Genomic DNA, 25699 nt, shown 5'->3' on the forward strand with positions numbered 1-25699 from the left:
TCCGCCACGACACGGAACATGACGACGCGGGAACGATTCATCCCCGCGTCGTTGTCGTTGGTAGACCTATCAGCGCGGCGGTTCCGCATGTGACGGTTCCGCGTCAGGCTGCCTTGAGGGCTTTCTCCACACCGTCCTCGGGCTTGCCCAGGACCGGGTCGCGGTGGGAGACGACGTCGATGATCATCTTTCCGCGCGCCCCGAACTCGCGGGCCCATCCCTTCCACCACACCTTGTCGTGAATCTGGGAGCGGTCAGGGGTGCCAGTGGCATCCAGACCGGTCATCCGGCACGTCGCGACGGTACGGATCTCGTGGTAGTCCTGCGTCACCATGATGGCCCGGTCGACCCCGAAGATCCGTCGAGCCCGAACACAGGTGTCGTAGGTGTCGAGACCAGCGAAGTCCTCGACGATCCTGGCCGCCGGAACTCCCTTGCTGACGAGGTACGTCTTCATCACCTTGGGCTCGTTGTAGTGAGTCTCTCGGTTGTCTCCCGACACCAGGATGACCTTGGCCTTGCCGCTGCGGTAGAGATCCGCAGCAACGTCGAGGCGTCCTCGCAGATAGGCCGACGGGGTACCCGAGGGCAGGACTTGGGCACCGAGGACAATGGCGACGTCGCGCGGTTCGGTGTCAGCGACGTCATGAACCTTGCCGTATGACAGCGCCCCAGCCAGCGCCCAAGGTCCCAACAGTGCAACAAGGGCAGCAATGCATGTCGACACGATCACAGTGCGAATCGGGTGTCGGCGGTACGAACTCACACTCCCACTGTATAACCCGTGTTTCACTCGCGGCGTCCAGCGACTGCAATGGTGCGTGAAAGCACAAAGAAGTCACCACAGCACCACGTCGCCTATCCAAAACTCTGTCGCTATCCCTACCGCTTATCGCCTTTGCGGAGGATGGCCACTAGAAGGCCAATAATGACCACAAGAATAACGACGGCGACGATCAATATCGAGATAACCCAAGACTCACTCGACATCAATAATACATCCACGCGCTAGACCTTCTCTTCAGCTAGCAACCCAGCAGTAATTTTCATAAACATACGACGATCTAGTTCGCCCTATTATGTAAGCTTAGCTGTTGCGTTAAAGTCTTTTACAGAGAGATCCAGAAATCGAACGAAACGTTCACGACCTATACGAAGGTACAGCGTTTCTTAGGGTGGTGTTTGACGGTATCCCTGCCGCCAAACACCACCCCGCAGTGATCACCGCCGATGATCCCGGTACCAGGTCACCAGGGAGGCCGTGGAGGAATCCTGGGACTCCAGGGCCTTCTCGTCACCGGAAACGGCCGGGGCGATCTGGAGGGCGAGCTTCTTGCCGAGCTCGACACCCCACTGGTCGAAGGAATCGATACCCCACACGACACCCTGCACGAAGGTGATGTGCTCGTACAAAGCGATGAGCTCTCCGAGGACCTTCGGGGACAGCTCGGAGGCCATGATCGACGTCGTCGGACGGTCTCCAGGGAAGACCCGCGCTGGCACAATGGCCTCGTCGGTGCCCTCGGCGCGCACCTCACCAGCAGTCTTACCGAACGCCAACGCAGCGGTCTGGGCGAAGAAGTTGCTCAGGAACAGCTCGTGGACATCGGTCTCGCCATCCCTGGCCGGGTGAGCCGGGTTGGCCACCGCGATGAAGTCGGCGGGGATGAGGCGGGTGCCCTGGTGGATGAGCTGATAGAAGGCGTGCTGGCCGTTGGTTCCCGGCTCACCCCAGAAGATCTCGCCAGTATCTGTGGTCACCGCCGAGCCGTCCCAACGCACCGACTTGCCGTTGGACTCCATGGTCAGCTGCTGCAAGTACGCCGGGAAACGGTGCAGGTACTGGGCGTACGGCAGCACGGCGTGCGAGTCGGCCTTCCAGAAGTTGACGTACCAGATGTTCAACATGCCCATGAGCAGCGGGACGTTTCGCTCCGGTGCGGCAGCGGCGAAGTGCTCATCGACGGCGTGGAAGCCAGCCAGGAACTCCTCGAATCCCTTCGGGCCGATGGCCACGGCCAGCGAGGTGCCGACGGCCGAATCGACCGAGTAGCGGCCGCCGACCCAGCTCCAGAACCCGAACGCGTTGACGGGGTCGATGCCGAACTCCTCGACCTTGTCCAGAGCGGTCGAGACAGCAACGAAATGCTTGGCGACAGCTACGCGACGGGCCTCCTCGGTGTCCTCGATGGCACCGGCGGCGACCAGACCGTCAAGCAGCCAGGCACGCACGCACCGGGCGTTGGTCAGGGTCTCGAGGGTGGTGAAGGTCTTGGAGGCGATGATGACCAGGGTGGTCTCGGGGTCGAGGCCAGCAGTCTTGACGGCGGCATCCGTCGGATCGATGTTGGAGATGAAGCGGCACTCCAGACCCTCCTGGACGTAGGGTTTGAGGGCCTCGTAGGCCATCACGGGGCCGAGATCGGAACCACCGATGCCAACGTTGATGACGGTGCGGATCGGCTTGCCCGTGACTCCCTTCCACTCCCCGGAACGGACCTTGTCGGCGAAGTCGTAGACCTTCTTGAGGACCTCGTGGACGTCGACGACGGCGTCCCCACCGTCAACGGTGAGGGAGTCGGACTCCGGGCGACGCAAGGCGGTGTGGAGGACGGCGCGGTCCTCGGTGACGTTGATGTGCTCTCCGGAGTACATGGCGTCGCGACGCTCAGCAACCTTGGTCTGGTCGGCCAAGTCGAGAAGGGCGTCACGAATCTCGTCCGTGAGGAGATTCTTGGACAGGTCGACGTGCAAGTCGGCCAGGTCGAGGGTGTAGCGCTCGGCACGCTTCGGATCAGCGTCGAACAACCGGCGCAGCTTGTGCGGCCCGTCGGCGAAGGTGGACCTCAGATCAGTGAGCTTTCCCCAAGCGGGAGTCCTCGTGGCATCAATGGGAGTCTGCATGTTCCCAGCCTAGGAGATGGGGTGGAACCCGTGTCATCGCCGCCTGTCATCAGGAGGTCTCGCCTATCATGTTCGCGATCGACCGAAGGAGGACGCGTGACCGCGAAGCATTGTCGGGCTCTGGCCCTGACGTCGGTTCTCGTCGCCTCCATGATGTCGATGCTGACCCCATCGGCATGTCCGATACAAACACCCTGGTCGACGTCAACGGCCTACGCCGTTCCTCCGGGAGCCACCCCACCCGGCGACCTGTCGATGAGCGCGACCCTCGACCGCTCAGACACCGTGAAGACCAAGGGAACCCTGCGTACCCAGACCGGACAACTGGTTTCAGGTGCTCTCATCAATCTTGCGGTGGATGGGAAGCTGCTCGCCGTCGCGGTGACGGACAACAACGGCACCTGGTCCAGTACCTTGCGGCTTCCGTCCTCGGTCCAAGGCGGGGACCATGAGCTGTCCGCGACGTTCGATGGTACTGGAGGGGTCGGGGCAGCATCGGCGCGCGGCACCTTTTCGATCACCCCGCAGGTCACCGTCCTGACAGCGGCTGTGAAACCGACGGTGGCGGCTCCCGGAGTGTTGCTCAACGTCAACGGGACGGTGACCCTTTCACATCGTCATCCCGTCACCGACAGCCAGGTGGCGATCTGGCTCGGCAATGACGGCGATGCCGCTCTCACCACTCCCACCGATCCGCACGGCAACTTCCAGGCCACAATCCAGGTGCCGTTGGATGTGTCGAATGGGCCTTTCACGATCACAGTCAAGCTCGTCGACTCCCGTTATGGGACCTCTCAGAAGACCTTGACGGTTCAGGTGAAGGCATCGACGCCCACTCCAACCCCCAGCCCCACTCCAACTCCGACACCGTCATCTGCCTCCCCAACCCCGTCCCTCACACCGGCTCCCACTCCCGACGAGAGCGGGGAGTCGCAGGACGGCCGGATTCCGCAGATGTCCACCAGTCCAGTCCCCGTCGCCCAGCGCAGCCTTCTGGATTCCTTCGGCGGGCGCAAGCCACTACTGATCTTCGCAGCGGTTCTCGGCGTCCTAGTACTCGGGGTTCTCGTCGGATCAATCACTCGCCATCACGGCAGACGGGACAAGGGCCGTCCTGAAACCAATGACGATGCCGATTCCCTCTTCGAGGACTGGGATCAGTCAGACCGACGCCGAGGATGAGTGCCGTCTCGGGGTTCTCAAGGCGTCAGACGAATCAGGCGTCCGCGTCGGCGACAACCTGCAGAACCGAACGGCAGCGCTCTCGCAGCGCCGAGACGACTCCGTCCTCGCAGGCATCCCCGACGAGGACGTCGTCCAGGCAGACCGCCAGGGCACCAGCTGCCAGCCAGCGACGCATCGCATAGGACCCGATTCCGCCGCGCGGGATGAGGGCAGCCCCGGGTGCCATCCGGGTGAGGATGTCGCCGTAACTGGCAGAACCCATGTCAGCCGGGGCGACCTGGACGGCATCGGCTCCGGCACCCCATGCGGCCCGGACCTCAGTGGGCGTCAGGGCGTCAGGGGCGGCTGGGATGCCAGCTTGATGCAAGGCGTCGAGCAGGTCGGGAGTGGCGGCCACCGGGAGGGCGAAGGCAACCTTGTCATTAACCAGGCCCTGGACGTCGTCGACGGCCATGACGCCATGAACACCAATGACGGCACGACGACGGTAGATCTTGAGCACGGCGCGACGGCGGTCTGCGTCGGCGACGGGGAGGGTGAAGACGCGAACCTTCTCCTGAATCATGGCCTCGATCGGGGCCATGAGATCCGATGCCGGAACGTCGGGCAGAACAGCGATGACCTTGGACGACAGCACCTCGTTCGGGAACACCAGCCGACCATCGCTGGGGGCATCGATGGGACCAGACTCGTCAGTCTCTGCGCTCATGGGTCACATCATGCCGCATGTGGGCGTCGGCCCGGCGCCCACCGCCCGACAGGACACCTGGAGTCCAGGTGTACCGACAGGTTTTCGTCCACTGTGGAATAACTGAAGTTCGGTGACTGTTCCCCACATGTACGCCGGTGGCCGTCACTCGGTCACCACGAACGAAGGAGATTTCGCATGGCTGACACCGTGAACGTTCCAGCCCCCGCCGGGCAGATCACCACCAAGCTCGAGAACGCCGAGGCCGGCTTCAAGGCCTCCAAGACCCTCTCCGCGAACCTCCAGAAGGTTCTCGTCGACTTCATCGCGCTGGAGTTGGTCGGCAAACATGCCCACTGGAACATCGTCGGCCCGAACTTCCGTGACCTCCACCTGAACCTTGACGAAGTCGTCGGGATCGCCCGCGAGGGTGCCGACGAGGTGGCCGAGCGCATGCGTGCGCTCCACGCTTCCCCGGACGGCCGTCCCGCCGTGGTCGCTGCCAGCACCACCCTTCCTGAGTCCCCCCAGGGAGAGGTCCTGACCCATGACGCAATCAAGGTCATCACCGCTTCGATCGAGGCCGTGACCGGCACCATGCGCGAGGTCCACGACCAGATTGACGAGGAGGATCCCACCTCTGCCGACATCCTGCACGGCTTCATCCAACAGCTCGAGCAGCAGGCCTGGTTCATCAGCGCCGAGACCCGCACCCCGTCCGCGCGCTGATTCGTCGGTTCTCTTCCAGACAATCCATCGTTCAACACACCGCGGGCCCCGAAATGATCTCGGGGCCCGCGGTGATGTGTGTCATGTGGGGGTGTGAATCAGCGGTCCTGGCCATCCATGCGGGTGAGACACAGCTGGCGCAGCTGGGACGACAGCAATAGCCAATCAACCACGGGCGAACACGACCAACACCGGTCACGTCCGAGCCCACCACTACATTGGAAACCGTTCTGGCCGCCCCGATACGAGGAGACACCGTGCACCTGGCCGAAGCCCTTGACGACATGGTCGACGGTCGTGCCCCGGTCACCACCGACCGCGGGGAGCGCCAACCGGGCTGGGACTCCCCCGGTGCCCGTCCTCTCGACGCCGACATGGCCTTGGACCACATCGAGCGAGCCGTCGCCCGGGACGGCATCTCCATGTACGAGCACCAGGAGGAGGCGATCCTCGAGATCCTGTCGGGCAACCACGTCATCGTCACTACCCCGACCGGGTCCGGGAAATCCCTCATCGCCACCGCAGCCCACTTCGCCTGCGTGGCTGCGGGAGGACGCTCCTACTACACCGCCCCCATCAAAGCCCTCGTCAGCGAGAAGTTCTTCAGCCTCTGCGAGATCTTCGGAGCCACCAATGTCGGCATGGTCACCGGCGACGCCTCCGTCAACTCCGATGCCCCCATCATCTGCTGCACCGCCGAGATCCTTGCCAACATCGCCCTGCGCGAGGGTCGCCATGCCAACGTCGACCAGGTTGTCATGGACGAGTTCCACTTCATCGGCGACCCCGACCGGGGCTGGGCCTGGCAGGTGCCGCTGTCCGAACTCCCGCAGGCCCAGCAGATCGTCATGAGCGCAACCCTCGGTGACGTCACCGACCTGTCCGAGGGCCTCACCACCATCACCGGACGCCCCACCAGCGTCATCACCGGAGTCGTCCGCCCCGTCCCGCTGCAGTACTCCTGGTCAATGAAACCCGACCACGAGGCCATCGAGGAGCTCGTCGAGGAGCAGAAGGCCCCGGTCTACATCGTCCATCCGTCCCAGAAGCAGGCTCTGGAACGCGCCCAGTCCATGACGTCGATGAAGTTGGTGAGCACCGAGGAGCGTCACGGCATCGCCGCCGAGATCGCCGACTTCCGCTTCTCCAAGGGATTCGGCTCGACGGTGCGCAAGTTCATCACCTCGGGCATCGGGGTCCACCACGCCGGGATGCTTCCGAAGTACCGACGCCTCGTCGAAACCCTCGCCCAACAGGGCAAGCTCAAGGTCATTTGTGGCACCGACACCCTCGGGGTCGGCATCAACGTGCCGATCCGCACCGTCATGTTCACCTCCCTGACGAAGTTCGACGGTCGACGCACCCGAGTCCTGAAGTCCCGTGAGTTCCACCAGATCGCCGGTCGCGCGGGTCGGGCCGGATTCGACACCGTCGGCTACGTCGTCGCCCAAGCACCCGAGCACGTCATCGCCAACGAGAAGGCTCTTGCCAAGGCCGGAGACGACCCCAAGAAGCGTCGCAAGGTGCAGCGTCACAAGCCACCGGAGGGGTTCGTCAACTACTCCGAGGAAACCTTCACCAAACTCATCGAGTCCACCCCGGAGACCCTCCACGCCCGGATGAGGATCACCGAGGCGATGCTGCTCAACCTGCTGCAGCGTGACGAGGACACCGCTCGGGCGGTCCAGCACCTCGTCGACTCCTCCACCCCGGCCGTCGCCGAGCGGCGTCGCCTCTACCGTCGCGCCGTGCAGATCGGGCTGTCCCTGCTGCGCTCCGAGGTCGTCCACCGTCTCGACGAGCCCACCCCCGGTGGCCGCAAATTCGCGATGAACGAGGCCCTGCAGGATGACTTCGCCCTCAACCAGCCGCTGTCGGCTTTCGCCAGCGAGGCCGTCGCGACCCTCGACCCGGAGTCCCCTACTCACGCCCTCGACGTCGTCAGCGTCATCGAGGCCACCCTCGACAATCCGATGAGCGTCCTCATAGCCCAGCAGCATGCCGCGCGTGGCGAGGCCATCGCACGCATGAAGGAGGACGGCTACGACTACGAGGATCGGATGGCCGCCGTCGAGGAGATCGAGTGGCCACGCCCGCTCGAGGAGACCCTCGACGCCTTGTTCGAGATCTTCGCCCCAAGCCACCCGTGGATTCCCTCCGACGCCCTGCAGCCCAAGTCGGTCGTGCGCGACATGTACGAACGCGCCATGACCTTCGGCGAGTTCTGCGCCCATTACAAGGTGCAACGCAGCGAGGGTCTGGTGCTGCGCTATCTGACCGACGCCTACCGTGCGCTGCGTCAGACAGTCCCCGAGTCCGAGCGGACCGAGGAACTTGCCGACGTCATCTCCTGGCTGGGCGAGGTCGTCCGCTCCACCGACTCCTCCCTCATCGACGAGTGGGAGGAACTCACCCATCCCGTCGATGAGGAATCCGAAGAGGTCCGTCCGGTACGGACCTTCACCTCCAACCAGCGGGCCTTCACCGTCATGGTGCGCAATGCCTTGTTCCGCAAGGTGATCCTGGCCGCAGACGACGACTTCGAGGCCCTGGGAGCCCTCGAGCCCGACAGTTCTGCCATGACGACCAATGCCTGGGAGGACACCCTGGGCGACTACTGGGACGAGCACGACGAGATCAACGACGGCCCGGACGCCCGCGCCCCCGGTCTGTTCATGATCGAGAAGGAGTCGGGACGCCGCGACGCCCGGATCTGGTTGGTTCGTCAGATCATCGACGACCCTGCCGGCAACCACGACTGGTCGATCACCGCGACCGTCGACCTCGACGAGTGTGACGAGGCCGAGGACCTGGTACTTCGGACAAGGGCCTTCAGCCGGCTGGACTGACGGATTCCCACTCCACCACTCGCCCCTCGCGCAGGGTCGCAGAGACGTCGATGATCCGCTGGTTTCCGCTTCCCCGCCATGGCAGGGTGAGGGTGCGTCGTGCCAGCTGGAAAGGTCCGTCGACCAGGACGTCCACCTGGTCCAGCATCTCGGCCAGCTCTGGGTTGTGACGGGCCTGACGCAGCAGGGCATCCATGGTGAATCCGGACCATGCCCAGACGTCCCACCCCATTTCGTGGGCAGCACGGGACAACGTCGCGCAATCTCCAGGTTGACGACTCGCCTCACCGCCCGAGAGCGTCAATCCGGACGCCAACACCGACGATCTCATCTCGGTGATGATCTCCTCGACGTCGATCTCCTGGCCACCGCAGGGATCCCAGGTACCAGGGTTCTGGCATCCGGGACACTTCAGCGGGCATCCCTGCGCGAAGACCGTAAAGCGGATGCCGGGACCATCGACGATCGACTCCGGCTCGATCCCGGCAACCCTCATCCTCGCTCCGGTCTCATCCGTGCTTGACGCGGTCGCGGACCTCGGCCCGCTTGGCGTCGTTGAATCTGTCCAGCCCACCGACGAGGTAGCCGGTGATGCGGCGAATCCGGTCAAAGGACCCGGAATCCTCGTGACGGCCGCACTTGGGACACTCGTCGTCGATGATCCCGGTGTAGCCGCACTGAGGATCCCGGTCGACCGGATGGTTGATGGACCCGTACCCGATGCCGCTGGCAGCCATGTACCGCACGAGGGCCTCGAAGGCGTCGACGTTGCGTGCCGGATCGCCCGACAGTTCGACGTACGAGATGTGACCGCCGTTGGTGAAGGCGTGATAAGGAGCCTCAATGCGGATCTTGTCCGCAGCACCGATGTGGTACCAGACCGGCACGTGGAAGCTGTTGGTGTAGTACTCCCGGTCGGTGACTCCCGGGATCGACCCGTAACGCTGACGGTCCATCCGCACGAATCGTCCCGACAGTCCCTCGGCTGGGGTGGCCAGAGCCGAGAAGTTCAACCCGGTGCGCTCGGCCGCCTCGTCCATCCTCTCTCGCAGGTGGCCGACGATCCGCAGGCCGAGTTGCTGGGCCTCCTCCGACTCACCGTGGTGGACACCGACCAAGGCCGTCAGGGTCTCGGCCAGCCCGATGAACCCCACCGACAGGGTCCCGTGCTCGAGCACCTCGGCGACGGCATCGTCAGGCCCCAAGTTCTCCGAACCGATCCAGACCCCCTGCCCCATGAGGAAGGGGAAGTTTCGCACCAGCTTGTGGGACTGGATCTTGAGCCGGTCGAGCAACTGGTCGATGACGAGGTCGATCATCCGGTCGAAGGAGGTGAAGAAAACATCGACGTCGTGGTTGGCCTCGATCGCCAGCCTCGGCAGGTTGATCGAGGTGAAGGACAGGTTCCCGCGTCCCCAGGTCTGGGCCTGCGAGGGGTCATGGACGTTCGACATCACCCGGGTGCGGCAGCCCATGTAGGCGATCTCGGTCTCGGGATGGCCGGGCACGTAGTACTCGGCGTTGAACGGGGCATCCTGGAAGGAGAAGTTCGGGAAGAGGCGCTTGGCACTCACACGACAGGCCAGCCGGAACAGGTCGTGGTTGGGGTCGTCGTCGTCGAGATTGACACCCTTCTGCACCCGGAAGATCTGGATCGGGAAGATCGCGGTCTCCCCGCCGCCCAGACCGGCTTCGGTGGCCTCCAGCAGGCAATGCATCACCATCCGCGCCTCCGGGCTGGTGTCGGTGCCGTAATTGATCGACGAGAACGGGGTCTGCGCCCCGGCTCGCGAATTCATGGTGTTGAGGTTGGCGATGAGGGCCTCCATCGCCTGGTAGGTCTGAAGACGTGTCTCCTCGACGGCCTGGCGACGAATTCTGTCGGCGACCCGGTCGGTGTCGTCGACGAGCCCGGCAAACAGTTCCGCCACCTGCTCCTTCTCATGGACCAGCGCGGCCGCGTCCGGCTCCAGCACCCATCCCGACGCCACCTGGCGCACTTGGTCAAGACGGTCCTCGTCGCCACCGAGAACTTCGAAAATCCTCGTCAAACCGGTTTGGGCAGCCTTGCTGAAGGTCTTGGCGACCCCCGGGGCCATGTCCCGGTCGAAGTTCGGCACCGCCTGGCCGCCGTGTTGGTCATTCTGGTTGGACTGGATCGCGATGCAGGCCAGGGCGGCGTACGAACCGATGGACTGCGGGGATCGCAGGACGCCGTGGCCGGTGGAAAAACCGTGCTCGAAGAGGTCGGTGAGGTTGATCTGACAGCAGGTCGTCGTCAGGGTGAGGAAGTCGAGGTCGTGGATGTGGATGTCCCCGTCACGATGGGCGGCGGCATGGGAGGGGTCGAGCACCTCGAGCAGGTTGAACTGCTTGGCCGACTCGGTTCCGTAGCGCAGCATCGACCCCATCGCGGAGTTGCCGTCGACGTTGGCGTTCTCCCGTTTGGCGTCGGCTTCCTCGGCGGTGGCGAAGGTGATCTCACGCAAGGTACGCATGAGGGCGGACTGCTGGTCGCGAGCAACGGTGCGACGCTGACGGTAGAGGATGTAGGCCTTGGCGACGTCGTCATGTCCCTGATCCATGAGGGCCTTCTCGACGAGGTCCTGGATGGCCTCGACATCAGGGGTGTCCTCACCCATCTCGCTCAGTCGGGAGAGCACCTCGAGGGCGACCTCGGAGGCCAGGAGTTCGGGGGCGTCGATGCCGCAGGCGACGAAGGCCTTGCGGACGGCCTCGACGATCTTCGTCGAGTCGAATCCGATGACCCGCCCGTCCCTCTTGCGGATGGATGCTGGTACTGCTCGCTGCTGGCTGATGGACACCGGATGACTGATGGACACCGGATGAAGGGTGGTCGACATGCTCTCTCCTCGAAGCAGCGCACGAGTGGAGCAAGTTCGCCCCGGGTCGTCCCGCGCGCCCGTAGTCGTACCGGGTCGCTGACCCGGGCACTGGCAGGTCTTCGGACTTCAGGGCTTTCCGTCGCCAGACGGGTTCCTACCGAGCGACGCTTCCCAGCCGGATGGCCAGTGCGTGTGTCGCCGTCGTTCCCTGTCACCGCTGCGGGGCAGTTCCGGTTTCCCACCGGATTCCCTCTTTCCTCCCATCACCGCCAGATGTCGAGAAACCCCTACATCTGGTGTTCCGTGATGGAAACCAGCACAAGATGAAGGGTATACGCGTCTCGAAGCATCCGCACACCCGCCCCCTCGTCTCGCCGTGGCGGGCGCGCTCCCCCGCGATCAGAGCCAGTTGCCACGCCCTTCGGATCGCACATCAGGCTGGCATCATGGACACACGCCCAGGGAAAGGACACAACCCATGGAGATCACCAGCACGTCCATCAAGGAAGGCCAGCCGATCGCCCTGGCCTACGCCCACACCGATGCGGGCGGCAAGAACGTCAGCCCGCAGCTGAGCTGGACGCCCGGCCCAGAGGGCACCAAGTCCTACGCGATCACCATCTACGACCCCGACGCCCCCACTGGTTCCGGCTTCTGGCACTGGATCCTCGCCGACATCCCGGCCGACGTCACCTCCCTCGACGAAGGCGGCCCGCTGCCCTCCGGCGTGCGCGAGTGGACCAACGACTACCAGGAGGACGGCTACTCCGGCGCCTGCCCGCCGCCCGGACCGGCCCACCGCTACATCCACACCGTCCATGCCATGCCGAGCGAGCATCTCGACATTCCTGACGACGCCGCCAACGTCCAGGTCCGCTTCGCCATACACACCAGCGAGCTGGACTCCGCGTCGATCACCGGAACCTTCCAGCAGTCCTGACGATAATCAGAGCCGCCGACCACGTGTCGGCGGTTCCTGCTTGACTGGCGTCGTGAAGCTCCGGCAGACATTGCTCACCCTCCTCGTCGCCCTCGGCCTGGTATCGATGCCGTTTTCCGCCAGTGCTGAGTCAGCAACCCCCACGCCGACGACCACCAGCACCAGCTATGCCAGCGAATCCGCGGACTCCCCCAAACCTGCCGCGCCCATCACTCCCGGAGCAGGAATGGGCTGGGGCTCAGACCCGGTGTCCTCAGAACAGGCATCCCAGATGGAGTGTGCCTCCGTGATGTTCGTCGGCGTTCGCGGCTCCGGGGAAACCCCTCCCTATGGCGAGACCATCACGTCGATCCGTGACGCTGTGGCCCAGAAGTGGAAGGGCAAGGGAACCGTCCGTCAGGTCTACCTGGACTACCCTGCGGCTGACCCTCACACCCTGCAACAGGCATCGATGAGCAGTCTCCTCTTCGACGCAACCATGCCGTCGACGGAGTACTTCGACTCTGCGGCTCTGGGAGCCAAGAAACTCACCGCCCTCCTCAACGCCGAGAAGAAGCAGTGCCCCAAGGAGTGGGTCATCCTCGCCGGATTCTCCCAAGGTTCCCAGGCCATCACCCAGGCCCTCGCCCAGACCGACACCCCTCAGCGCCTGGCAGGTGCCATCCTGGCCGGGAATCCAGACCACTACCCAGGGCAGAACGTCCAGGAACTCAGTGGAGATGCCGACCGGTCAGCCATCGGAATGGCTGCCATCCTCTACTACTTGCGAGAGCGCGCCCATGCGGCCCCCGGGGCCAACCGTGACACCCAGATGCGGGCCATCATCAAGGCCACCCTCAGTCTGAGTCAGGAATCCCTTGATCAGAAATCTCTGGACGCTGACATGGTCAAGGCCGGGGCGGCGATTCCTCCCGAGGCCTACCCAGAAACCTATTCGGTGTGCTTGAAGGGTGATCCGGTCTGCGACACCGCGCCAGCCCTGACGCGCATCCTCACCTTGCAGTCAACCTGGCAGGACGAGCTCAACCAAGGCCGTCCCGTCCACATGGGGTACACCCGAAGCGTCCTGGAGGCTTCCCTGAATCGCATCGCCCAGCGCGCGAATGCCGTGGGAGCCGCCGAGGCCAAGGGTGCTCCCATCCCTCATGGACAGACGGTGACGGTCGCGACTCGCGAATGGGGCCCGTTGCAGATCGCCGTTGCGGTCGGTGCTGGAGTGCTCGGTCTGGCACTGGGCTGGTTCCTGGGACGAGCCGGACGACGTCGTCAGCGTCATCACCGCTGGCACTGAGACCTCACAGCTCGAAGAACCACTGCCCAGTAGTCAGCACGCCGATGACGTCGGCCAGCAGAAGGCCTCCAAACGCAGCGAGCATCGCTGAGATACCGCGATGAACAGCGACGGCGTGGTCCTCGCGGATGCTCGTCACCATTCGGGTGACGCGGTCAGGCCCACCGATGAGGTAGGCGATGACGAGGACGATGAGCAGGCTGTGACTGCAGACAACCCAGATGAGGGACTCGGTGACGGCCCAGCTGACATGCGGAAGGTGCGCGGCATGGACGAGCATCGCCCAGAATGCCGGGTCGATGAGCGAGGACAGGCCCACCAGGAGACCGCTGACGGCCAGAGCCCCGGGCGCCGTCGAACGCGGTGCAGCTGAGGTGTCCTCGTCCAGTTCCTTCGTCGCCACCCCGGGACGCAGTCGCCATGCCGCCCAACCCAGGAAGGCCACGCCAAGGATCGCCACCACCCACACCCAGACCAGGTGCGGAACATGTAGTCCATGAATTCCCAGCCGGGTGAGCAAGGCTCCCAGACCGAGCACTCCGGCAACCCCGAAGATGGCGGAGGTTCCCACCGAGGTGAGCAACACCATGACGACGCCGCGACGTCTGACGCCCAGACCGAGGGCCGCCAACAGCACGAAGGACCCCAGGGGGTCGAAACCGGCGATGCCCAAGGCGAAGGCCGCGGCGAGGAAGGACAGCACGGGGCAAGGCTACTCGGTACGCAAGTGACGCCCTGTCGGCCCCGTCATGACGCAGCGGGACAGTCTCGATTTCACTTCGATTCCCAATCCGTGCTACCGTCTCCGAGTTGGGTCCGCCAGACGGACCCGATGCGCGAGTGGCGGAATGGCAGACGCGCTGGCTTCAGGTGCCAGTGTCCCTTGGGACGTGGAGGTTCAACTCCTCTCTCGCGCACACGGAGAAGTAGCCCGTGACTAGGTTCAACACCTGGTCACGGGCTACTTGTCATTTACGAGGAAGTCCGCACAGGGGGGGCATGAATGGGCACGAGACGGGTTTCATTGGGCACGTGGTGGGCACGGACTGACTGCACCAACCGAGGAGGGGCGGAGCATGGGCAAGAGGGAGAGTCACCGGAGGACGTTCGGCAGCACGAGGAAGTTGACGAGTGGGAACTGGCAGGCCCGTTACATCGGTCCTGACGGGCCTTGACCCCGGGTCTTGGACACGTGGAATCCAGCAGTTGCTGGAGGAAGCGAGATGATCAGGACTATGGCCAGGAAGAACTACTCCGATGAGTTCCGTCGGCAGGCCGTCGACTTGTACGAGTCCACTCCCGATGCCACGTTGAAGGGCATCGCCGCCGATCTGGGGGTGTCCCGGGGAACGTTGGCGGACTGGGTGAGGGCGTTCGGGACAGGTTCGACGGCTGCGCCACCAGAACACTCCTCCAGCGACGCGAAGTCGGCCGGTACCGAGTCCGCGGCGGTGAGGATCGCCCGGTTGGAGGCGGAGAACGCCCGGCTACGGGCCGACAAGGTCAAGGTCGAGACCGAGCGGGACATCCTGCGGAAAGCGGCCAAGTATTTCGCTGGGGAGACGAACTGGTGAACCGCTTCCAGTTCGTCGCCGACCACCAGCACGCCTTCGAGGTGAAGCGGTTGTGTCAGGCTGTGGAGGTCTCCCGGTCATCGTTCTACGCCTGGTGCGCCGCCGCACCGGCCCGGGCCGAACGGGTCGTGGCCGATGCCGAGCTCGCCGAACGGATCCGGACCGTCCAGGACCCGAAGACCGGTGGTGACCCCGCCTACGGGGCACCCAGGGTGACCGCTGAACTCAACGACGGCGTGCCGGCCGAGGACCGGGTCAACCACAAGCGGGTCGCCCGGGTGATGCGCCACCACGGGCTGGCCGGGATCCGGCTCCGCCGCCGGGTCCGGACCACGCTGCCCGAGCCAGCCGACCAGAAGTACCCCGACCTGCTCAGGCGGGACTTCACCGCAGAGCGGCCCAACACCATCTACGTCGGCGACATCACCTACCTGCCGCTGCCTGAGGGCCGCAATCTGTACCTGGCCACCGTGATCGACTGTTTCTCCCGCAAACTCGCCGGCTGGGCGATCGCCGACCACATGCGCACCGAACTCGTCGAAGACGCACTCAAGGCTGCCCGCCGTGACCGGGGCAGCCTGGCCGGGGCGGTGTTCCACAGCGATCACGGGTCGGTCTACACCTCGGCTGACTACGCCAAACTCTGCGGCCAACTCGGCGTCACCCAATCCATGGGTGCCGTCGGCACCAGCGCCGACAACGCCCTGGCCAAGTCATTCAACGCCACCCTGAAACGCGAACTCCTCGCTGGCGCCGCCACGTTCACCGACGCCACCAGCTGCCGGCGGGCTGTGTTCCGGTGGGCCACCCGCTACAACACCCGCCGACGCCACTCCTGGTGCGGCCACCAGTCCCCGTCCACCTACGAGGCCCACCGGGCCGCCACGCTGCCAACCGCAGCATAATCAACCAACACCGTGTCCACGATCCGGGGCGAAGGCCCTGTCGGGGCCAAGCTTCAACTTCGCTTCCCCGACCTTGAGGTCGGAATGGACAGGGCTAACGCTGCCGATCAGCAAACGGACCGCCAAGGCGACTTCCAGATAGGGACGACCGCGTTCCACGTCACTGTATCTCCAATGCAAAAGCTCATTGATCGATGCCGAGAGAACATCCGGGACGGGTACCGACCAGTTATCGTTACTTCATCCGACCGCGTCGCGGCGGCTCGCCAACTCGCTGAGGTTGGTGAAATTGGCGATCAGGTTCAAGTCGCGGCCGTCGAAGACTGGGTCGGGACCAATATCGAGGAGATCTCTCAGTACGAAGGTAATCACATTCGTCGTGGAGTGGCTCTTCTGATACGCACCTATAATGTCCGAATCACCGAGATCGAAGTTGACCAATCGCTACGAATAGACGAGCCGGAGTGGGTTAAGACGCTTTTGGATGACCACTGAGCCACAATACTGGAATGGACTGTCGTTGCGATGACAGTCAATTAGACTTGATGAGTTAATCCGGATCAACCAATTGGCGTTGTTCTCCCCTCTTCGCTGCGTCGTTCCGCGTGACGTCGACAGTGCCGTAATCTGTCGTATGGCTATCAATCGCGGCTGTGGGTCATGACTCGAGTGTCTCAATCAACCCAGCGCAAGTCGAATACGGATCGTCGACTCTGGACATCCCGGGTGCCCAACTGTCACGATGGGGCATCGTCCCGCTGTCGAGGAGGCCTTCGTGAGCACCCCGCCGCTTGACCCACTGTCCACGATCCTCAACGCCGGCCTCGAGCTGGCCTGGGCCGAGCACCGGCGCGAGCCTCTCGACGAGGCCGAGCTCGATGCGCTGGATCTGTGCGATGGGATCGGCGAGGTGCGCGGTATCGTCGCGCACGAGGCGCTCCACAGCCGGGGTGAGACCCGACAGGGCATCGAGAACCAGGAACAGGGCGTGAATGGGCACGTACTGGGCATGCCAAGGTCTGTTGCGAGCGTTTCACCTTGTCACGGCGCTGTCTGCCAGAGGTTCAAGTCCTCTCTCGGACACCGCAGAGAAAGCCGCTTCCACAAGGTGAAACATCCTTGTGGGAGCGGCTTTTCGGTGCTCTGGGGCTGGGCCGTCGGTCAGTTCTGGTGTCGCCGGCAGGAGCGGCGCACCCGCAGGGAGGGCCGGATCCGCTGAGGCTCGGGTTCGTGGCCCTCGATCGCCTCGAGGAGCACCTCGACGCAGCGGGCGCCGAGCTCCTCGAAGGGCTGCCGGATCGTCGTCAGCGGCGGCTGGAAGAAGGCCGCACCGTTGGCGTCGTCGTAACCCACCAGGGAGATGTCATCGGGGACCCGGATGCCCAGGTCCGCGAGGCAGGCCAGCAGCCCCAGGGCCATCGTGTCGTTGGAGCAGAAGACCGCATCGGGGAGGCCCTCGTCCAGCAGCCTGCCCCCCATGGCATAGCCCGACTCGGCGCTCCAGTCGCCGACCATCACCTCGGGCACCTCCAGACCGGCGTCCTCCAGGGCCTCGCGCCACCCGATGACCCGCTCCCTGGCGTCGAACCAGTCATCGGGACCGCTGATGTGGGCGATCTGGCGGTGCCCCAGCCCGATGAGGTGCTGGGTCGCCAGCCGGGCGCCGTGGCGCTGATCGACCGAGACCGCGTGCATTCCCTGGCTCACCTCGAAGCCGTCGGCCACGACGACGATCGGGACGCTGCGCGCCACCTTGCGCAGCCCTTCCACGAATCCCAGTTGGGGCGCGATGGCCGTGATCCCCTCGACGCCGTGGTCGGTGAGCATGCCCACCACCGCGGCGAGCTCGCCCGGGCTGCCGTCCCGCAGCGATGCCACGATGGTGGCGTAGCCGCGTCCTCTGGCCGCGGTCTGGATCGCCGAGGAGGTGCTCCCCGGCCCGTAGTAGCCCCCTCTGGCCACCACGACGCCGATCACCCGCGTCCGGTTGGTGACCAGGGCCCTCGCCGACAGGTTGCGTCGGTACCCGAGCTCGTCGATGGCGCGACGCACCTTCTCCCGGGTGGCGGGGCGCACCGAATCGGCATTGTTGAGAACTCTCGACACGGTCTGGTGGGACACCCCGGCGAGACGGGCGACATCCATCATGCCGGGGGGGCGACTCGTCTCGGACATCAGGCTCCTGACTGGGTGAGAGTGGGCCGACGGGACTGTGCCCGTCGGCCCACATATTCTATTGATCAGTCTTGATCAGTGCTGATCGCCTCCCGACCCGCCGTGTGGCGGACCGGGTGCCGGGCTCAGCGACCGCCGTTGAGACGGTGGATCGCCGTCTCCAGCAGACGCTCCTTCGCGAACCCGCGGACGGTGGTGTCCTCGTCGATGAGAGCCAGCTCGATATCGGCGATATCGGCGAGGTCCTCCCACATCTCGCGGTTGGTGTTGGTGGTCATCACCGTGTGATGGGCGCCGCCCGAGGTCAACCAGCACTCGGTGGAGGCCTGGAAGGAGGGGGCGGGCTCCCACACGGCACGGGCCACCGGCAGGTTGGGCAGCGGCTCGTCGGGGCCGACGATCTTGACGATGTTGGCGGTGAGGCGGAACCTCTCGCGCATGTCGGACAGGGCCACCACCAGCCCGTCGGCGGGATCGGCGTCGAAGACCAGGCGCACCGGGTCCTCGCGGTCGCCGATGTCGAGGGGATGGATCTCCAGGGAGGGCTTCTTGCCGGTCAGGGAGGGGCAGATCTCGAGCATGTGGGCGCCGAGGATCTTCTCCTTACCCGGAGTGAACTCGTAGCAGTAGTCCTCCATGAGGGAGGCGCCGCCCTCCAGGCCGTATCCCATGATCTTGGCGATCCGCACCAGGACGGCGGTCTTCCAGTCGCCCTCGGCGCCGAACCCGTAGCCGTCGGCCATCAGCCGCTGGACGGCCAGACCGGGCAGCTGACGCAGCCCACCGAGATCCTCGAAGTTCGTCGAGAAGGCCTCGAAGCCGCCGTCGTCCAGGAACTTGCGCAGCCCCAGCTCGATGCGGGCGCCGTAGCGCAGCGACTCACGGGCGGCGCCACCGGGACGCAGCTCCTCGGCCACCTCGTACTGCGCGTCGTAGGTGGCGACGAGCTCGTCGATCGCGGACTCCTCGACGGCGTCCACCACCTCGACCAGGTCGTTGACCGACCAGGTGTTGACGGAGACCCCGAGCCGCAGTTCGGCCTCGGTCTTGTCGCCCTCGGTGACGGCCACGTTGCGCATGTTGTCGCCGAAGCGGGCGAGCTTCATGTGGTGCAGGGCGTTCCACGCGGTGGCCGCGCGGGCCCAGGTGCCGATCCGGGAGGCGGTGTCGGGGTGGGACGCATGGCCCACCACGATCCGGCGGTTCTTGCCGAGCCGGGTGAGCAGGTAGCCGAACTCGCGGTCGCCGTGGGCCGACTGGTTCAGGTTCATGTAGTCCATGTCGAGAGTCGCGTAGGGCAGCTTCTCGGCGTACTGGGTGTGCAGCTGCAGCAGCGGCTTGGTGAGGGCGTCCATGCCCAGGATCCACATCTTCGCCGGGGAGAAGGTGTGCATCCAGGCGATGACGCCGACACAGGCGTCATCGGCATTGGCCTCGAGGGCAGCGGTGCGGATCGCCTCGCGGTCCTTGAGCACGGGCTTCCAGACGATCTTGACCGGGACCGTTGACGCTCCGTCGATCTGGGCGGCGATCTCCTTGGACTGCGCCGCCACCTGGTCCAGCACCTCGGGACCGTACAGGTCCTGCGAGCCGGTGAAGAACCAGATCTCCTTGCCCTCGAACGGATTGTTGATCATGTCACTCCTTTGTTGTCATGTTCTGAATTGTCACGTTCCGCATTGAGATCGCCTGAGGTTCAGGCGTTCTCGTCATGCTGGCCGTAGACGTTCTGGTACCTGTCGAACAGGTGCGCGACGTCGTCGGCCGGGATCGGCACCGGCTCGCCGAGCTGGCGGGCGAAGTGCACGGTCTTGGCAACCTCCTCGCACATCACCGCGGCCTTGACGGCGTCACGGCCGTCCTTGCCGATGGTGAAGGGGCCGTGATTGGCCATCAGGACGGCCCGCGAGTTCGAGTGGGAGAGGGTCTCGACGATCCCCCGCCCGATCGAGTCGTCCCCGATGAGCGCGAAGGGCCCGACCGGGATCTCCCCGCCGAACTCGTCGCCCATCATGGTCAGCACGCACGGCACCGGCTCGCGGCGCGCGGCCCAGGCCGTCGCGTAGGGCGAGTGGGTGTGGACCACCCCGCCGACCTCCGGCATGTGGCGGTACACGTAGGCGTGGGCCGCGGTGTCGGAGGAGGGCTGCAGATGCTCCGGGGTGCCGTCGTCGATCTTCTTGCCGTCGAGGGTGCAGACCACCATCGCATCGGCGGTGAGCTCGTCATAGGAGACGCCCGAGGGCTTGATGACGAAGAGTTCGGTTCCGGGGATCCGCTGCGACACGTTGCCGGCCGTCCACACGACCAGGTTGTTGCGGGGCAGCTCGGCATGCAGGTCGCTGACGGCCTGGCGGGTCTGGGCCACCAGTGCTCGCGTTCCGGCGTCGAGCTCGGACAGATGGATGGTCATGATTCCACTCCTTGAGGGATCGTTACGTCATGGCTTCTGCCCACCGAGATTACGGTGAGGACGCCTCTGGACACGTTCACGTGCGCCAGATCAGACTGATCCGTCTGTCTCACCGGCCGGTTGTTCATCTTCGTCCAACTCCTCGCTCACATCGTCGGGGCGGTTGCCTTCAACAATTGTGAACGCTAACATAGTGACTGTCAACCCGATGGACGCGGTTGACCCGACCGATCCACGACGATGTGGAATCAGACGTGTTCGGCCGGCATACACATCATGGTGGGCCACTCAGGCCATCCGGCCCGCAGCGATCAGTGGGGTTGGCGACCCCGGGAGTGCTTATGACTTCCACTTCTGACAAGAAGATCTCCAGCAAATTCATCTACTTCTTCGGGTCCTTCGGCGGGATCCTCTTCGGTTACGACATCGGCGTCATGACCGGGGCACTTCCCTTCCTCCAGGTCGACTGGCCGAGCGTGCCGCCGGACAGCTTCGCATCCGGTGCGGCGACCTCCTCGGTGATGTTCGGCGCCATCTTCGGCGGAGCCCTGGCCGGCCAACTGGCCGATCGACTCGGGCGGCGCCGGATGATCCTCATCTCCGCACTGGTCTTCGTGGTCGGCTCGCTCCTGTCGGGAGTCTCGCCCCACAACGGGCTCGCCTTCCTCATCGGCGCCCGCATCATCCTCGGACTCGCGGTGGGCGCCGCCTCCGCACTGGTACCCGCCTACATGTCGGAGATGGCGCCGGCCCGGCTGCGCGGCAGCCTGTCGGGCATCAACCAGACCATGATCGTCTCCGGGATGCTCATCTCCTACGTCGTCGACTTCCTGCTCAAGGACCTGCCTCAGCAGTGGGGCTGGCGCCTGATGCTCGCCCTGGCCGCGGTGCCGGCGCTCATCCTCTTCCTCGGCGTGCTGAACCTTCCCGAGTCGCCCCGCTACCTGGTCCGCCGGGGGCTCATCCCCCAGGCGCGCAAGGTGCTCGGCTACATCCGCAGGCCCGAGGACATCGACTCCGAGATCGCCGACATCCAGAAGACGGCCGAGATCGAGGAACAGGCCGCCGAGAAGACGTCGTGGTCCACCCTGTTCAACTCGAAGTACCGCTACCTGGTGATCGCGGGGGTCGGCGTGGCCGCCTTCCAGCAGTTCCAGGGCGCTAACGCCATCTTCTACTACATCCCCCAGATCGTCGGGAAGGCCGGTAACTCCGCAGCCACCGATGCCCTGTTCTGGCCCATCATCAACGGGATCATCCTGGTGGTGGGATCGCTGGTGTACATCGCCATCGCCGAGAAGTTCAACCGCCGGACCCTGCTGACCGTCGGAGGCACCGTGATGGGGCTCTCCTTCCTGCTGCCCTCGGTGATCCATGCCGTCATGCCCACCGCGCCCGGAATGCTCATCGTCGTCTTCCTGTGCATCTACGTGGCCTTCTACTCCTTCACCTGGGCGCCCCTGACGTGGGTGCTGGTGGGAGAGGTCTTCCCCCTGGCCATCCGTGGCAGGGCCTCCGGCCTGGCGTCCTCCTTCAACTGGATCGGCTCCTTCGCCGTCGGGCTCCTCTTCCCGGTCATGGCGAAGGCGATGCCCCAGGCCGCGGTCTTCGCCATCTTCGGCGTGATCTGCATCCTCGGCGTCCTCTTCGTGCGCTTCAGGGTCCCCGAGACCCGGGGCCACACCCTCGAGGAGATCGAGGCCCAGGGCACCAACCGCGGCGAGAAGGCCGCGGTCTGACTCCGATCCCGACCCCATCGGCCTGACCATGCGCCACGAGGCGTCCGGACCTCTCACGGTCCGGGCGCCTCGGTCGTCTGCGGTCCCCTCATCGCGTGGTCGAGCTCACACCGTCGAGAGGGTCGAGCCGCGCACCACCAGACGGCAGGGGACCTTCTCCACGCCGTGCGACGGGTTCCCTCCGATGGCGTCGAAGAGCAGATTCGCGGCGCGGCGGCCGAGCCCCTGAAGGTTCATGTCGATCGTGGTCAACGGAGGCCGCGAGCCGGTGGAGAGGATCTCCCAGTTGTCATGGCCCACCACAGCGACATCCCCGGGATGCTCCTGCCCTCCTCCCGCAGCGCGTCCACGGCCCCGCGCGCGATCTGGTCCGAGCCGCAGATGACGCCGTCCACGTCGGGATGCTGGTCCAGCAGTGCCCGTGCCGCGCCTCGGCCCCAGCACGATGCGGGTGTGGGTGCCGACCCTGCCGTAGGATTGGCCCAGACCTCCAGACAAGGATGAGCCCCTCCGCGATGAACGAACTCCCTCCCGCCACCGGTACGCCGGGCTCAGGCAGAGCAACGGTGAGGGACGTCGCCGCCCGGGCCGGGGTCTCCCCGAAAACCGTCTCGAATGTCATCACGGGGAAGGTCTATGTGCGCCCCGAGACCCGGCGCCGGGTCGACGCCGCCCTCGCAGAGCTCGACTATGTGCCGAATCTGAGCGCCAGGGGCCTGCGCAACGGCAGGTCCGGGGTCATCGCCCTGGCCCTTCCCGATCTGGCGACGCCGTACTCGGCGGAGGTGGCCCACCACTTCGTCGAGGCGGCCCACTCCCGAGGCTGGGGGGTTCAGATCGAGGAGACCCGTGGACGCCCCGACCGCGAACAGCAACTGGTGTCCCGGGCACTGTCCCGGCTCGTCGACGGGCTCATCCTCAACCCCGTTTTCCCCGACGAGTTGAGTCTGTCCGCCGACGCCCTCCTGCCGCCCACCGTGCTCATCGGGGAGGTGCTCGATCTGCCCTTCGACCAGGTGCGGGTGGACCCGGAGACGGCGGCCTACGACATGACGAGCCATCTCATCGGGCTGGGCCATCGACGCATCGCCCTGCTCGGCTCCCCGGACAGGTCCACGGCGTTCACCGCGACGCTGAGGACCCAGGGGTATCGCAGGGCCCTGGTGGACGCGGGGCTGCGGACCGATCCCCGCCTGGAGATCGCCTGCGACGACTGGACGCCACGAGGAGGCGCCGGGGCCGTCGACTCGTTCATCGACGGCTCCCCCCTGCCGGACGCCATCTTCTGCCTCACCGACTCCCTGGCGCTGGGGGTCATCAGCGCGCTGTGGCGCCGCGGCATCCGGGTGCCAAGGGGGATCTCGGTCGCAGGCTTCGACGACATCGCCGACGGCGAGTTCGCCGCACCGCCCCTCACCACGGTGAGCTTCGACAAGGACGAGTTCGCCGCACGGGCGCTCGACCGTCTCGCCGAACGGATCACCAGGGCCTCCATGCCCGTGCGGACGATACGCGTGCCTCATCGGATCGTCGCCCGCCAGAGCACCGCTGCCCGCGCGACGACCCGATGACACGGGATCGGTCTCAGCCCTTGAGGCCGCTTCCGGCGACCCCCTCGACGATCTGCCGCTGGAAGATGAGGTAGATGATGATCAGTGGCAGCGCGGCCAGCAGCGCCCCGGCCTGGATGTCGGCGTACCTCAGCCCGTAGCTGCCCTGAGTGGTGGCCAGACCCACGGGAATGGTCATCAGCCCCGGGTTGGACAGCACATACAGCGGCAGCAGCAGGTTGTTCCACACTCCGACGAAGGTGAGCACCGTGACGGCCGCGATGACCGGGCGCGACAGGGGCATCACGACACGCGTGTACACCTTCCAGACGCTCGCCCCGTCGATGCGGGCGGCCTCCTCGAAATCCTTCGGGATGCCGTCGAAGAACTGCTTGAAGATGAACACCGCGATCACCGCCGGAACCTGCGGGAAGATCACCGACCAGTAGGTGTTCAGCAGGCCGATGGCGTTCAATTCCTGGAAGATCGGCACGATGAGCACCTGGGCCGGGATCATGATACCGAGCAGGATCATCGTGAGAACCGCCCTCGATCCTCGGAAGTTCAGCCTCGACAGCGAGAACCCCGCCATCGAGGCGAACACGACGGTGAGGACCGTCGTCAGGACCGAGGTGATGGCGCTCGCCAGGTAACAGTTCCAGATATCCGATCCGCCCAACAGGGTCGAGAAGGAGTGGAGCGTCGGATTCCAGGTCTTGAGGATCTCCCTGGCCCCGAGGGCGGCCACACCGTTGTCGGTCAGCGAGGTCTTGAGGGCGAAAAGGCTGGGAATCAGCCAGATGACGGCGAAGACGATGAGGACGACCAGCGCGATCGCGTTGAAGGTGCGGGTGCCCATCGAGGCCTTGGCCGTCGTCGCCCGTGCCGGTGCGGCGCTCGTGACAGGTGATTTCCTGGGGATGGTCGCAGTGGACAACTCACACCTCGTTCCTGGCCGAGAACCGGCCCGCCAGCTGCCGCACCGCGGCGACGATCATGATGAGGATGAAGACCAGGACACTGGCCGCGGATGCGGCACCCGTCCTGTTGTCGGTGAAGGCCACCCCGGTCACGAGCTGCAGCGCGACCTGTGTCGAGGTGCCCGGCCCGCCGTTCGTCATGAGGTAGACCTGATCGAAGATCTTGAGACTCGCGATGATCTGGAGAAGCAGCACCAGGCCCGTCGTCCTGCCCAGCAGAGGGATCGTGATCCGGCGGATCTGAGACCACTCGCCTGCACCGTCGACCGCGGCCGCCTCGTAGAGCTCACGAGGGATCTCCTGAAGACCGGCCAGGTACAGCACGAAGTTGAATCCCAGCGTCCACCAGACCGTGGCGATCGCGATGCCGATCATCGCTGTGTGCTCGCCCGACAGGATGCCCGTGCCGGGCACCATGCCCAGCAGCTCCTGGACCCACGCCCACAGGCCGGTCGCGGGAGTGAAGATGAACACCCAGATGAGGGAGATCGTCGCCGACGGAAGGATGTAGGGGAGGAAGAACGCCAGCCGGTAGAACCACTGTCCCCGTCTCATCCTGTTGGACAGCACGGCGAAGACGAATGCCAGGATGACCAACGGCGGGGTCGTGTAGATGGTGAAGAGCACGGTATGCCACATGGCATCCCAGAAGTCTGCCCTGCTGAACATCTCGGCGTAGTTCTTGAATCCCACGAATTTCCCCAGGCCGGTTCTCACCGCGGAGGTGTTGAAGAAGCTCATGACGAACATGTAGATCGTGGGCCCGAGCAGGAAGGCCAGGTAGAAGATCCCGAAAGGTGCGAGGAAGAGCCACGCCGCTCTCCCGTCCTTCTTCTCGATGGGGGCGGCGGTACTCCTGCGCCCGGCGCCCGGCCCCGAGCGCTGCGCCCGGGTGTGCTGTGAATTGATCGAAACTGCGGACACGATGAGA

The 25699-nt window shown here is 65.1% G+C and carries 22 protein-coding genes, 1 tRNA gene, 1 pseudogene and 1 riboswitch; of the genes and pseudogenes, 12 read left to right on the plus strand and 12 right to left on the minus strand.

From position 1 onward, the window contains the following. Positions 1 to 103 precede the first annotated feature (103 nt). Entirely contained in the window at positions 104 to 733 is a 630-nt protein-coding gene (locus HMPREF9153_RS03665; protein WP_004809548.1) for a SanA/YdcF family protein, read from the minus strand. 488 nt (positions 734 to 1221) lie between these two features. Further along, positions 1222 to 2904 carry a glucose-6-phosphate isomerase gene (gene pgi, locus HMPREF9153_RS03670; protein ID WP_004809549.1) on the minus strand — a complete coding sequence of 561 codons (1683 nt, stop codon included), beginning with the start codon at positions 2902 to 2904 and terminating at the stop codon, positions 1222 to 1224. A 96-nt stretch (positions 2905 to 3000) separates the two neighbouring features. On the opposite strand from pgi, the gene HMPREF9153_RS03675 reads away from it, so the two are divergent. Continuing rightward, entirely contained in the window at positions 3001 to 4086 is a 1086-nt protein-coding gene (locus HMPREF9153_RS03675) for a hypothetical protein (RefSeq protein WP_004809551.1), read from the plus strand. Positions 4087 to 4120: 34 nt separating this feature from the next. On the opposite strand, the gene HMPREF9153_RS03680 is transcribed toward HMPREF9153_RS03675, so the two are convergent. Continuing rightward, on the minus strand, positions 4121 to 4798 hold the full coding sequence (locus HMPREF9153_RS03680) for a bifunctional 4-hydroxy-2-oxoglutarate aldolase/2-dehydro-3-deoxy-phosphogluconate aldolase (RefSeq protein WP_004809552.1): 678 nt from the start codon (positions 4796 to 4798) through the stop codon (positions 4121 to 4123). Positions 4799 to 4975: 177 nt separating this feature from the next. Here HMPREF9153_RS03680 and HMPREF9153_RS03685 point away from each other — a divergent pair, with 177 nt between their 5' ends. Together HMPREF9153_RS03685 and HMPREF9153_RS03690 are read left to right on the plus strand one after the other, a co-directional pair. After that, positions 4976 to 5506: a Dps family protein gene (locus HMPREF9153_RS03685; protein WP_004809555.1), complete on the plus strand. Its 531-nt coding sequence runs from the start codon at positions 4976 to 4978 to the stop codon at positions 5504 to 5506. A gap of 257 nt (positions 5507 to 5763) precedes the next feature. Next, on the plus strand, positions 5764 to 8355 hold the full coding sequence (locus tag HMPREF9153_RS03690; protein WP_036979585.1) for a DEAD/DEAH box helicase: 2592 nt from the start codon (positions 5764 to 5766) through the stop codon (positions 8353 to 8355). On the opposite strand, the gene nrdG is transcribed toward HMPREF9153_RS03690, so the two are convergent. Both nrdG and HMPREF9153_RS03700 read right to left on the minus strand, forming a co-directional pair. Continuing rightward, positions 8339 to 8851 (minus strand): anaerobic ribonucleoside-triphosphate reductase activating protein, encoded by a 513-nt coding sequence (gene nrdG / locus HMPREF9153_RS03695; RefSeq protein ID WP_004809558.1) that lies wholly within the window; start codon positions 8849 to 8851, stop codon positions 8339 to 8341. The genes HMPREF9153_RS03690 and nrdG overlap by 17 nt on opposite strands. A 13-nt stretch (positions 8852 to 8864) precedes the next feature. Continuing rightward, complete coding sequence (locus tag HMPREF9153_RS03700; RefSeq protein WP_004809560.1) at positions 8865 to 11219, minus strand: anaerobic ribonucleoside triphosphate reductase; 2355 nt, start codon at positions 11217 to 11219, stop codon at positions 8865 to 8867. A gap of 75 nt (positions 11220 to 11294) precedes the next feature. Continuing rightward, positions 11295 to 11505, minus strand: a riboswitch (cobalamin riboswitch). Between the two features lie 174 nt (positions 11506 to 11679). On the opposite strand from HMPREF9153_RS03700, the gene HMPREF9153_RS03705 reads away from it, so the two are divergent. Continuing rightward, entirely contained in the window at positions 11680 to 12141 is a 462-nt protein-coding gene (locus HMPREF9153_RS03705; protein ID WP_004809562.1) for a YbhB/YbcL family Raf kinase inhibitor-like protein, read from the plus strand. Between the two features lie 226 nt (positions 12142 to 12367). Further along, positions 12368 to 13432: a cutinase family protein gene (locus HMPREF9153_RS03710; protein ID WP_036902085.1), complete on the plus strand. Its 1065-nt coding sequence runs from the start codon at positions 12368 to 12370 to the stop codon at positions 13430 to 13432. Between the two features lie 4 nt (positions 13433 to 13436). Here HMPREF9153_RS03710 and HMPREF9153_RS03715 read toward each other — a convergent pair whose 3' ends face one another. After that, positions 13437 to 14135, minus strand: a complete 699-nt coding sequence (locus HMPREF9153_RS03715) for a hypothetical protein (protein WP_004809566.1) — start codon at positions 14133 to 14135, stop codon at positions 13437 to 13439. 131 nt (positions 14136 to 14266) lie between these two features. On the opposite strand from HMPREF9153_RS03715, the gene HMPREF9153_RS03720 reads away from it, so the two are divergent. The 5 genes from HMPREF9153_RS03720 (at position 14267) to HMPREF9153_RS12400 (ending at position 17130) form a co-directional block, all read left to right on the plus strand. Continuing rightward, a tRNA-Leu gene (locus HMPREF9153_RS03720) sits at positions 14267 to 14349 on the plus strand. Positions 14350 to 14508: 159 nt separating this feature from the next. After that, positions 14509 to 14607: a hypothetical protein gene (locus HMPREF9153_RS13020; RefSeq protein ID WP_465249495.1), complete on the plus strand. Its 99-nt coding sequence runs from the start codon at positions 14509 to 14511 to the stop codon at positions 14605 to 14607. 60 nt (positions 14608 to 14667) lie between these two features. Next, positions 14668 to 15911, plus strand: a protein-coding gene (locus tag HMPREF9153_RS03730; protein ID WP_138237727.1) for an IS3 family transposase whose coding sequence is annotated in 2 segments (ribosomal slippage) — positions 14668 to 14992 and positions 14992 to 15911 — 1245 coding nt in all. Because the reading frame shifts where the segments join, the coding sequence is not laid out codon by codon here. 12 nt (positions 15912 to 15923) lie between these two features. Further along, positions 15924 to 16406, plus strand: a complete 483-nt coding sequence (locus tag HMPREF9153_RS03735) for a DUF4928 family protein (RefSeq protein WP_004809573.1) — start codon at positions 15924 to 15926, stop codon at positions 16404 to 16406. 280 nt (positions 16407 to 16686) lie between these two features. Further along, entirely contained in the window at positions 16687 to 17130 is a 444-nt protein-coding gene (locus tag HMPREF9153_RS12400) for a hypothetical protein (protein WP_174266632.1), read from the plus strand. Here the strand turns inward: HMPREF9153_RS12400 and HMPREF9153_RS03745 are convergent. The 3 genes from HMPREF9153_RS03745 to HMPREF9153_RS03755 form a co-directional block, all read right to left on the minus strand. Next, complete coding sequence (locus tag HMPREF9153_RS03745; protein ID WP_004809576.1) at positions 17073 to 18086, minus strand: LacI family DNA-binding transcriptional regulator; 1014 nt, start codon at positions 18084 to 18086, stop codon at positions 17073 to 17075. The genes HMPREF9153_RS12400 and HMPREF9153_RS03745 overlap by 58 nt on opposite strands. A gap of 125 nt (positions 18087 to 18211) precedes the next feature. After that, positions 18212 to 19723 carry an L-arabinose isomerase gene (gene araA, locus HMPREF9153_RS03750; RefSeq protein WP_004809579.1) on the minus strand — a complete coding sequence of 504 codons (1512 nt, stop codon included), beginning with the start codon at positions 19721 to 19723 and terminating at the stop codon, positions 18212 to 18214. Positions 19724 to 19782: 59 nt separating this feature from the next. After that, a complete protein-coding gene (locus tag HMPREF9153_RS03755) occupies positions 19783 to 20499 on the minus strand; it encodes an L-ribulose-5-phosphate 4-epimerase (RefSeq protein ID WP_004809581.1) in 717 nt (238 codons plus the stop codon). Between the two features lie 341 nt (positions 20500 to 20840). Between HMPREF9153_RS03755 and HMPREF9153_RS03760 the strand changes: the two genes are divergently transcribed. After that, complete coding sequence (locus HMPREF9153_RS03760) at positions 20841 to 22238, plus strand: sugar porter family MFS transporter (RefSeq protein ID WP_015581983.1); 1398 nt, start codon at positions 20841 to 20843, stop codon at positions 22236 to 22238. Between the two features lie 105 nt (positions 22239 to 22343). On the opposite strand, the pseudogene HMPREF9153_RS12935 reads toward HMPREF9153_RS03760, so the two are convergent. Next, positions 22344 to 22732: pseudogene (locus HMPREF9153_RS12935) on the minus strand (substrate-binding domain-containing protein). Positions 22733 to 22753: 21 nt separating this feature from the next. Here HMPREF9153_RS12935 and HMPREF9153_RS03770 point away from each other — a divergent pair. Next, positions 22754 to 23809 (plus strand): LacI family DNA-binding transcriptional regulator, encoded by a 1056-nt coding sequence (locus tag HMPREF9153_RS03770; RefSeq protein ID WP_015581982.1) that lies wholly within the window; start codon positions 22754 to 22756, stop codon positions 23807 to 23809. Between the two features lie 13 nt (positions 23810 to 23822). Here HMPREF9153_RS03770 and HMPREF9153_RS03775 read toward each other — a convergent pair whose 3' ends face one another. Continuing rightward, positions 23823 to 24725, minus strand: a complete 903-nt coding sequence (locus tag HMPREF9153_RS03775) for a carbohydrate ABC transporter permease (protein WP_004809592.1) — start codon at positions 24723 to 24725, stop codon at positions 23823 to 23825. 1 nt (position 24726) lies between these two features. Continuing rightward, positions 24727 to 25692: a carbohydrate ABC transporter permease gene (locus HMPREF9153_RS03780; RefSeq protein WP_004809594.1), complete on the minus strand. Its 966-nt coding sequence runs from the start codon at positions 25690 to 25692 to the stop codon at positions 24727 to 24729. Between the last annotated feature and the right edge of the window lie 7 nt (positions 25693 to 25699).

This window comes from Cutibacterium avidum ATCC 25577, from assembly GCF_000227295.1.
GTDB classification, from domain to species: domain Bacteria; phylum Actinomycetota; class Actinomycetes; order Propionibacteriales; family Propionibacteriaceae; genus Cutibacterium; species Cutibacterium avidum.

Bases quoted from the DNA above. Each gene is read 5' to 3' on its own strand.
- pgi (WP_004809549.1), bottom strand. From the start codon at position 2,904: ATGCAGACTCCCATTGATGCCACGAGGACTCCCGCTTGGGGAAAGCTC.
- HMPREF9153_RS03680 (WP_004809552.1), bottom strand. From the start codon at position 4,798: ATGAGCGCAGAGACTGACGAGTCTGGTCCCATCGATGCCCCCAGCGAT.
- HMPREF9153_RS03685 (WP_004809555.1), top strand. From the start codon at position 4,976: ATGGCTGACACCGTGAACGTTCCAGCCCCCGCCGGGCAGATCACCACC.
- nrdG (WP_004809558.1), bottom strand. From the start codon at position 8,851: ATGAGGGTTGCCGGGATCGAGCCGGAGTCGATCGTCGATGGTCCCGGC.
- HMPREF9153_RS03700 (WP_004809560.1), bottom strand. From the start codon at position 11,219: ATGTCGACCACCCTTCATCCGGTGTCCATCAGTCATCCGGTGTCCATC.
- HMPREF9153_RS03705 (WP_004809562.1), top strand. From the start codon at position 11,680: ATGGAGATCACCAGCACGTCCATCAAGGAAGGCCAGCCGATCGCCCTG.
- HMPREF9153_RS03710 (WP_036902085.1), top strand. From the start codon at position 12,368: ATGGGCTGGGGCTCAGACCCGGTGTCCTCAGAACAGGCATCCCAGATG.
- HMPREF9153_RS13020 (WP_465249495.1), top strand. From the start codon at position 14,509: ATGGGCAAGAGGGAGAGTCACCGGAGGACGTTCGGCAGCACGAGGAAG.
- HMPREF9153_RS03745 (WP_004809576.1), bottom strand. From the start codon at position 18,086: ATGTCCGAGACGAGTCGCCCCCCCGGCATGATGGATGTCGCCCGTCTC.
- araA (WP_004809579.1), bottom strand. From the start codon at position 19,723: ATGATCAACAATCCGTTCGAGGGCAAGGAGATCTGGTTCTTCACCGGC.
- HMPREF9153_RS03755 (WP_004809581.1), bottom strand. From the start codon at position 20,499: ATGACCATCCATCTGTCCGAGCTCGACGCCGGAACGCGAGCACTGGTG.
- HMPREF9153_RS03760 (WP_015581983.1), top strand. From the start codon at position 20,841: ATGACTTCCACTTCTGACAAGAAGATCTCCAGCAAATTCATCTACTTC.
- HMPREF9153_RS03770 (WP_015581982.1), top strand. From the start codon at position 22,754: ATGAACGAACTCCCTCCCGCCACCGGTACGCCGGGCTCAGGCAGAGCA.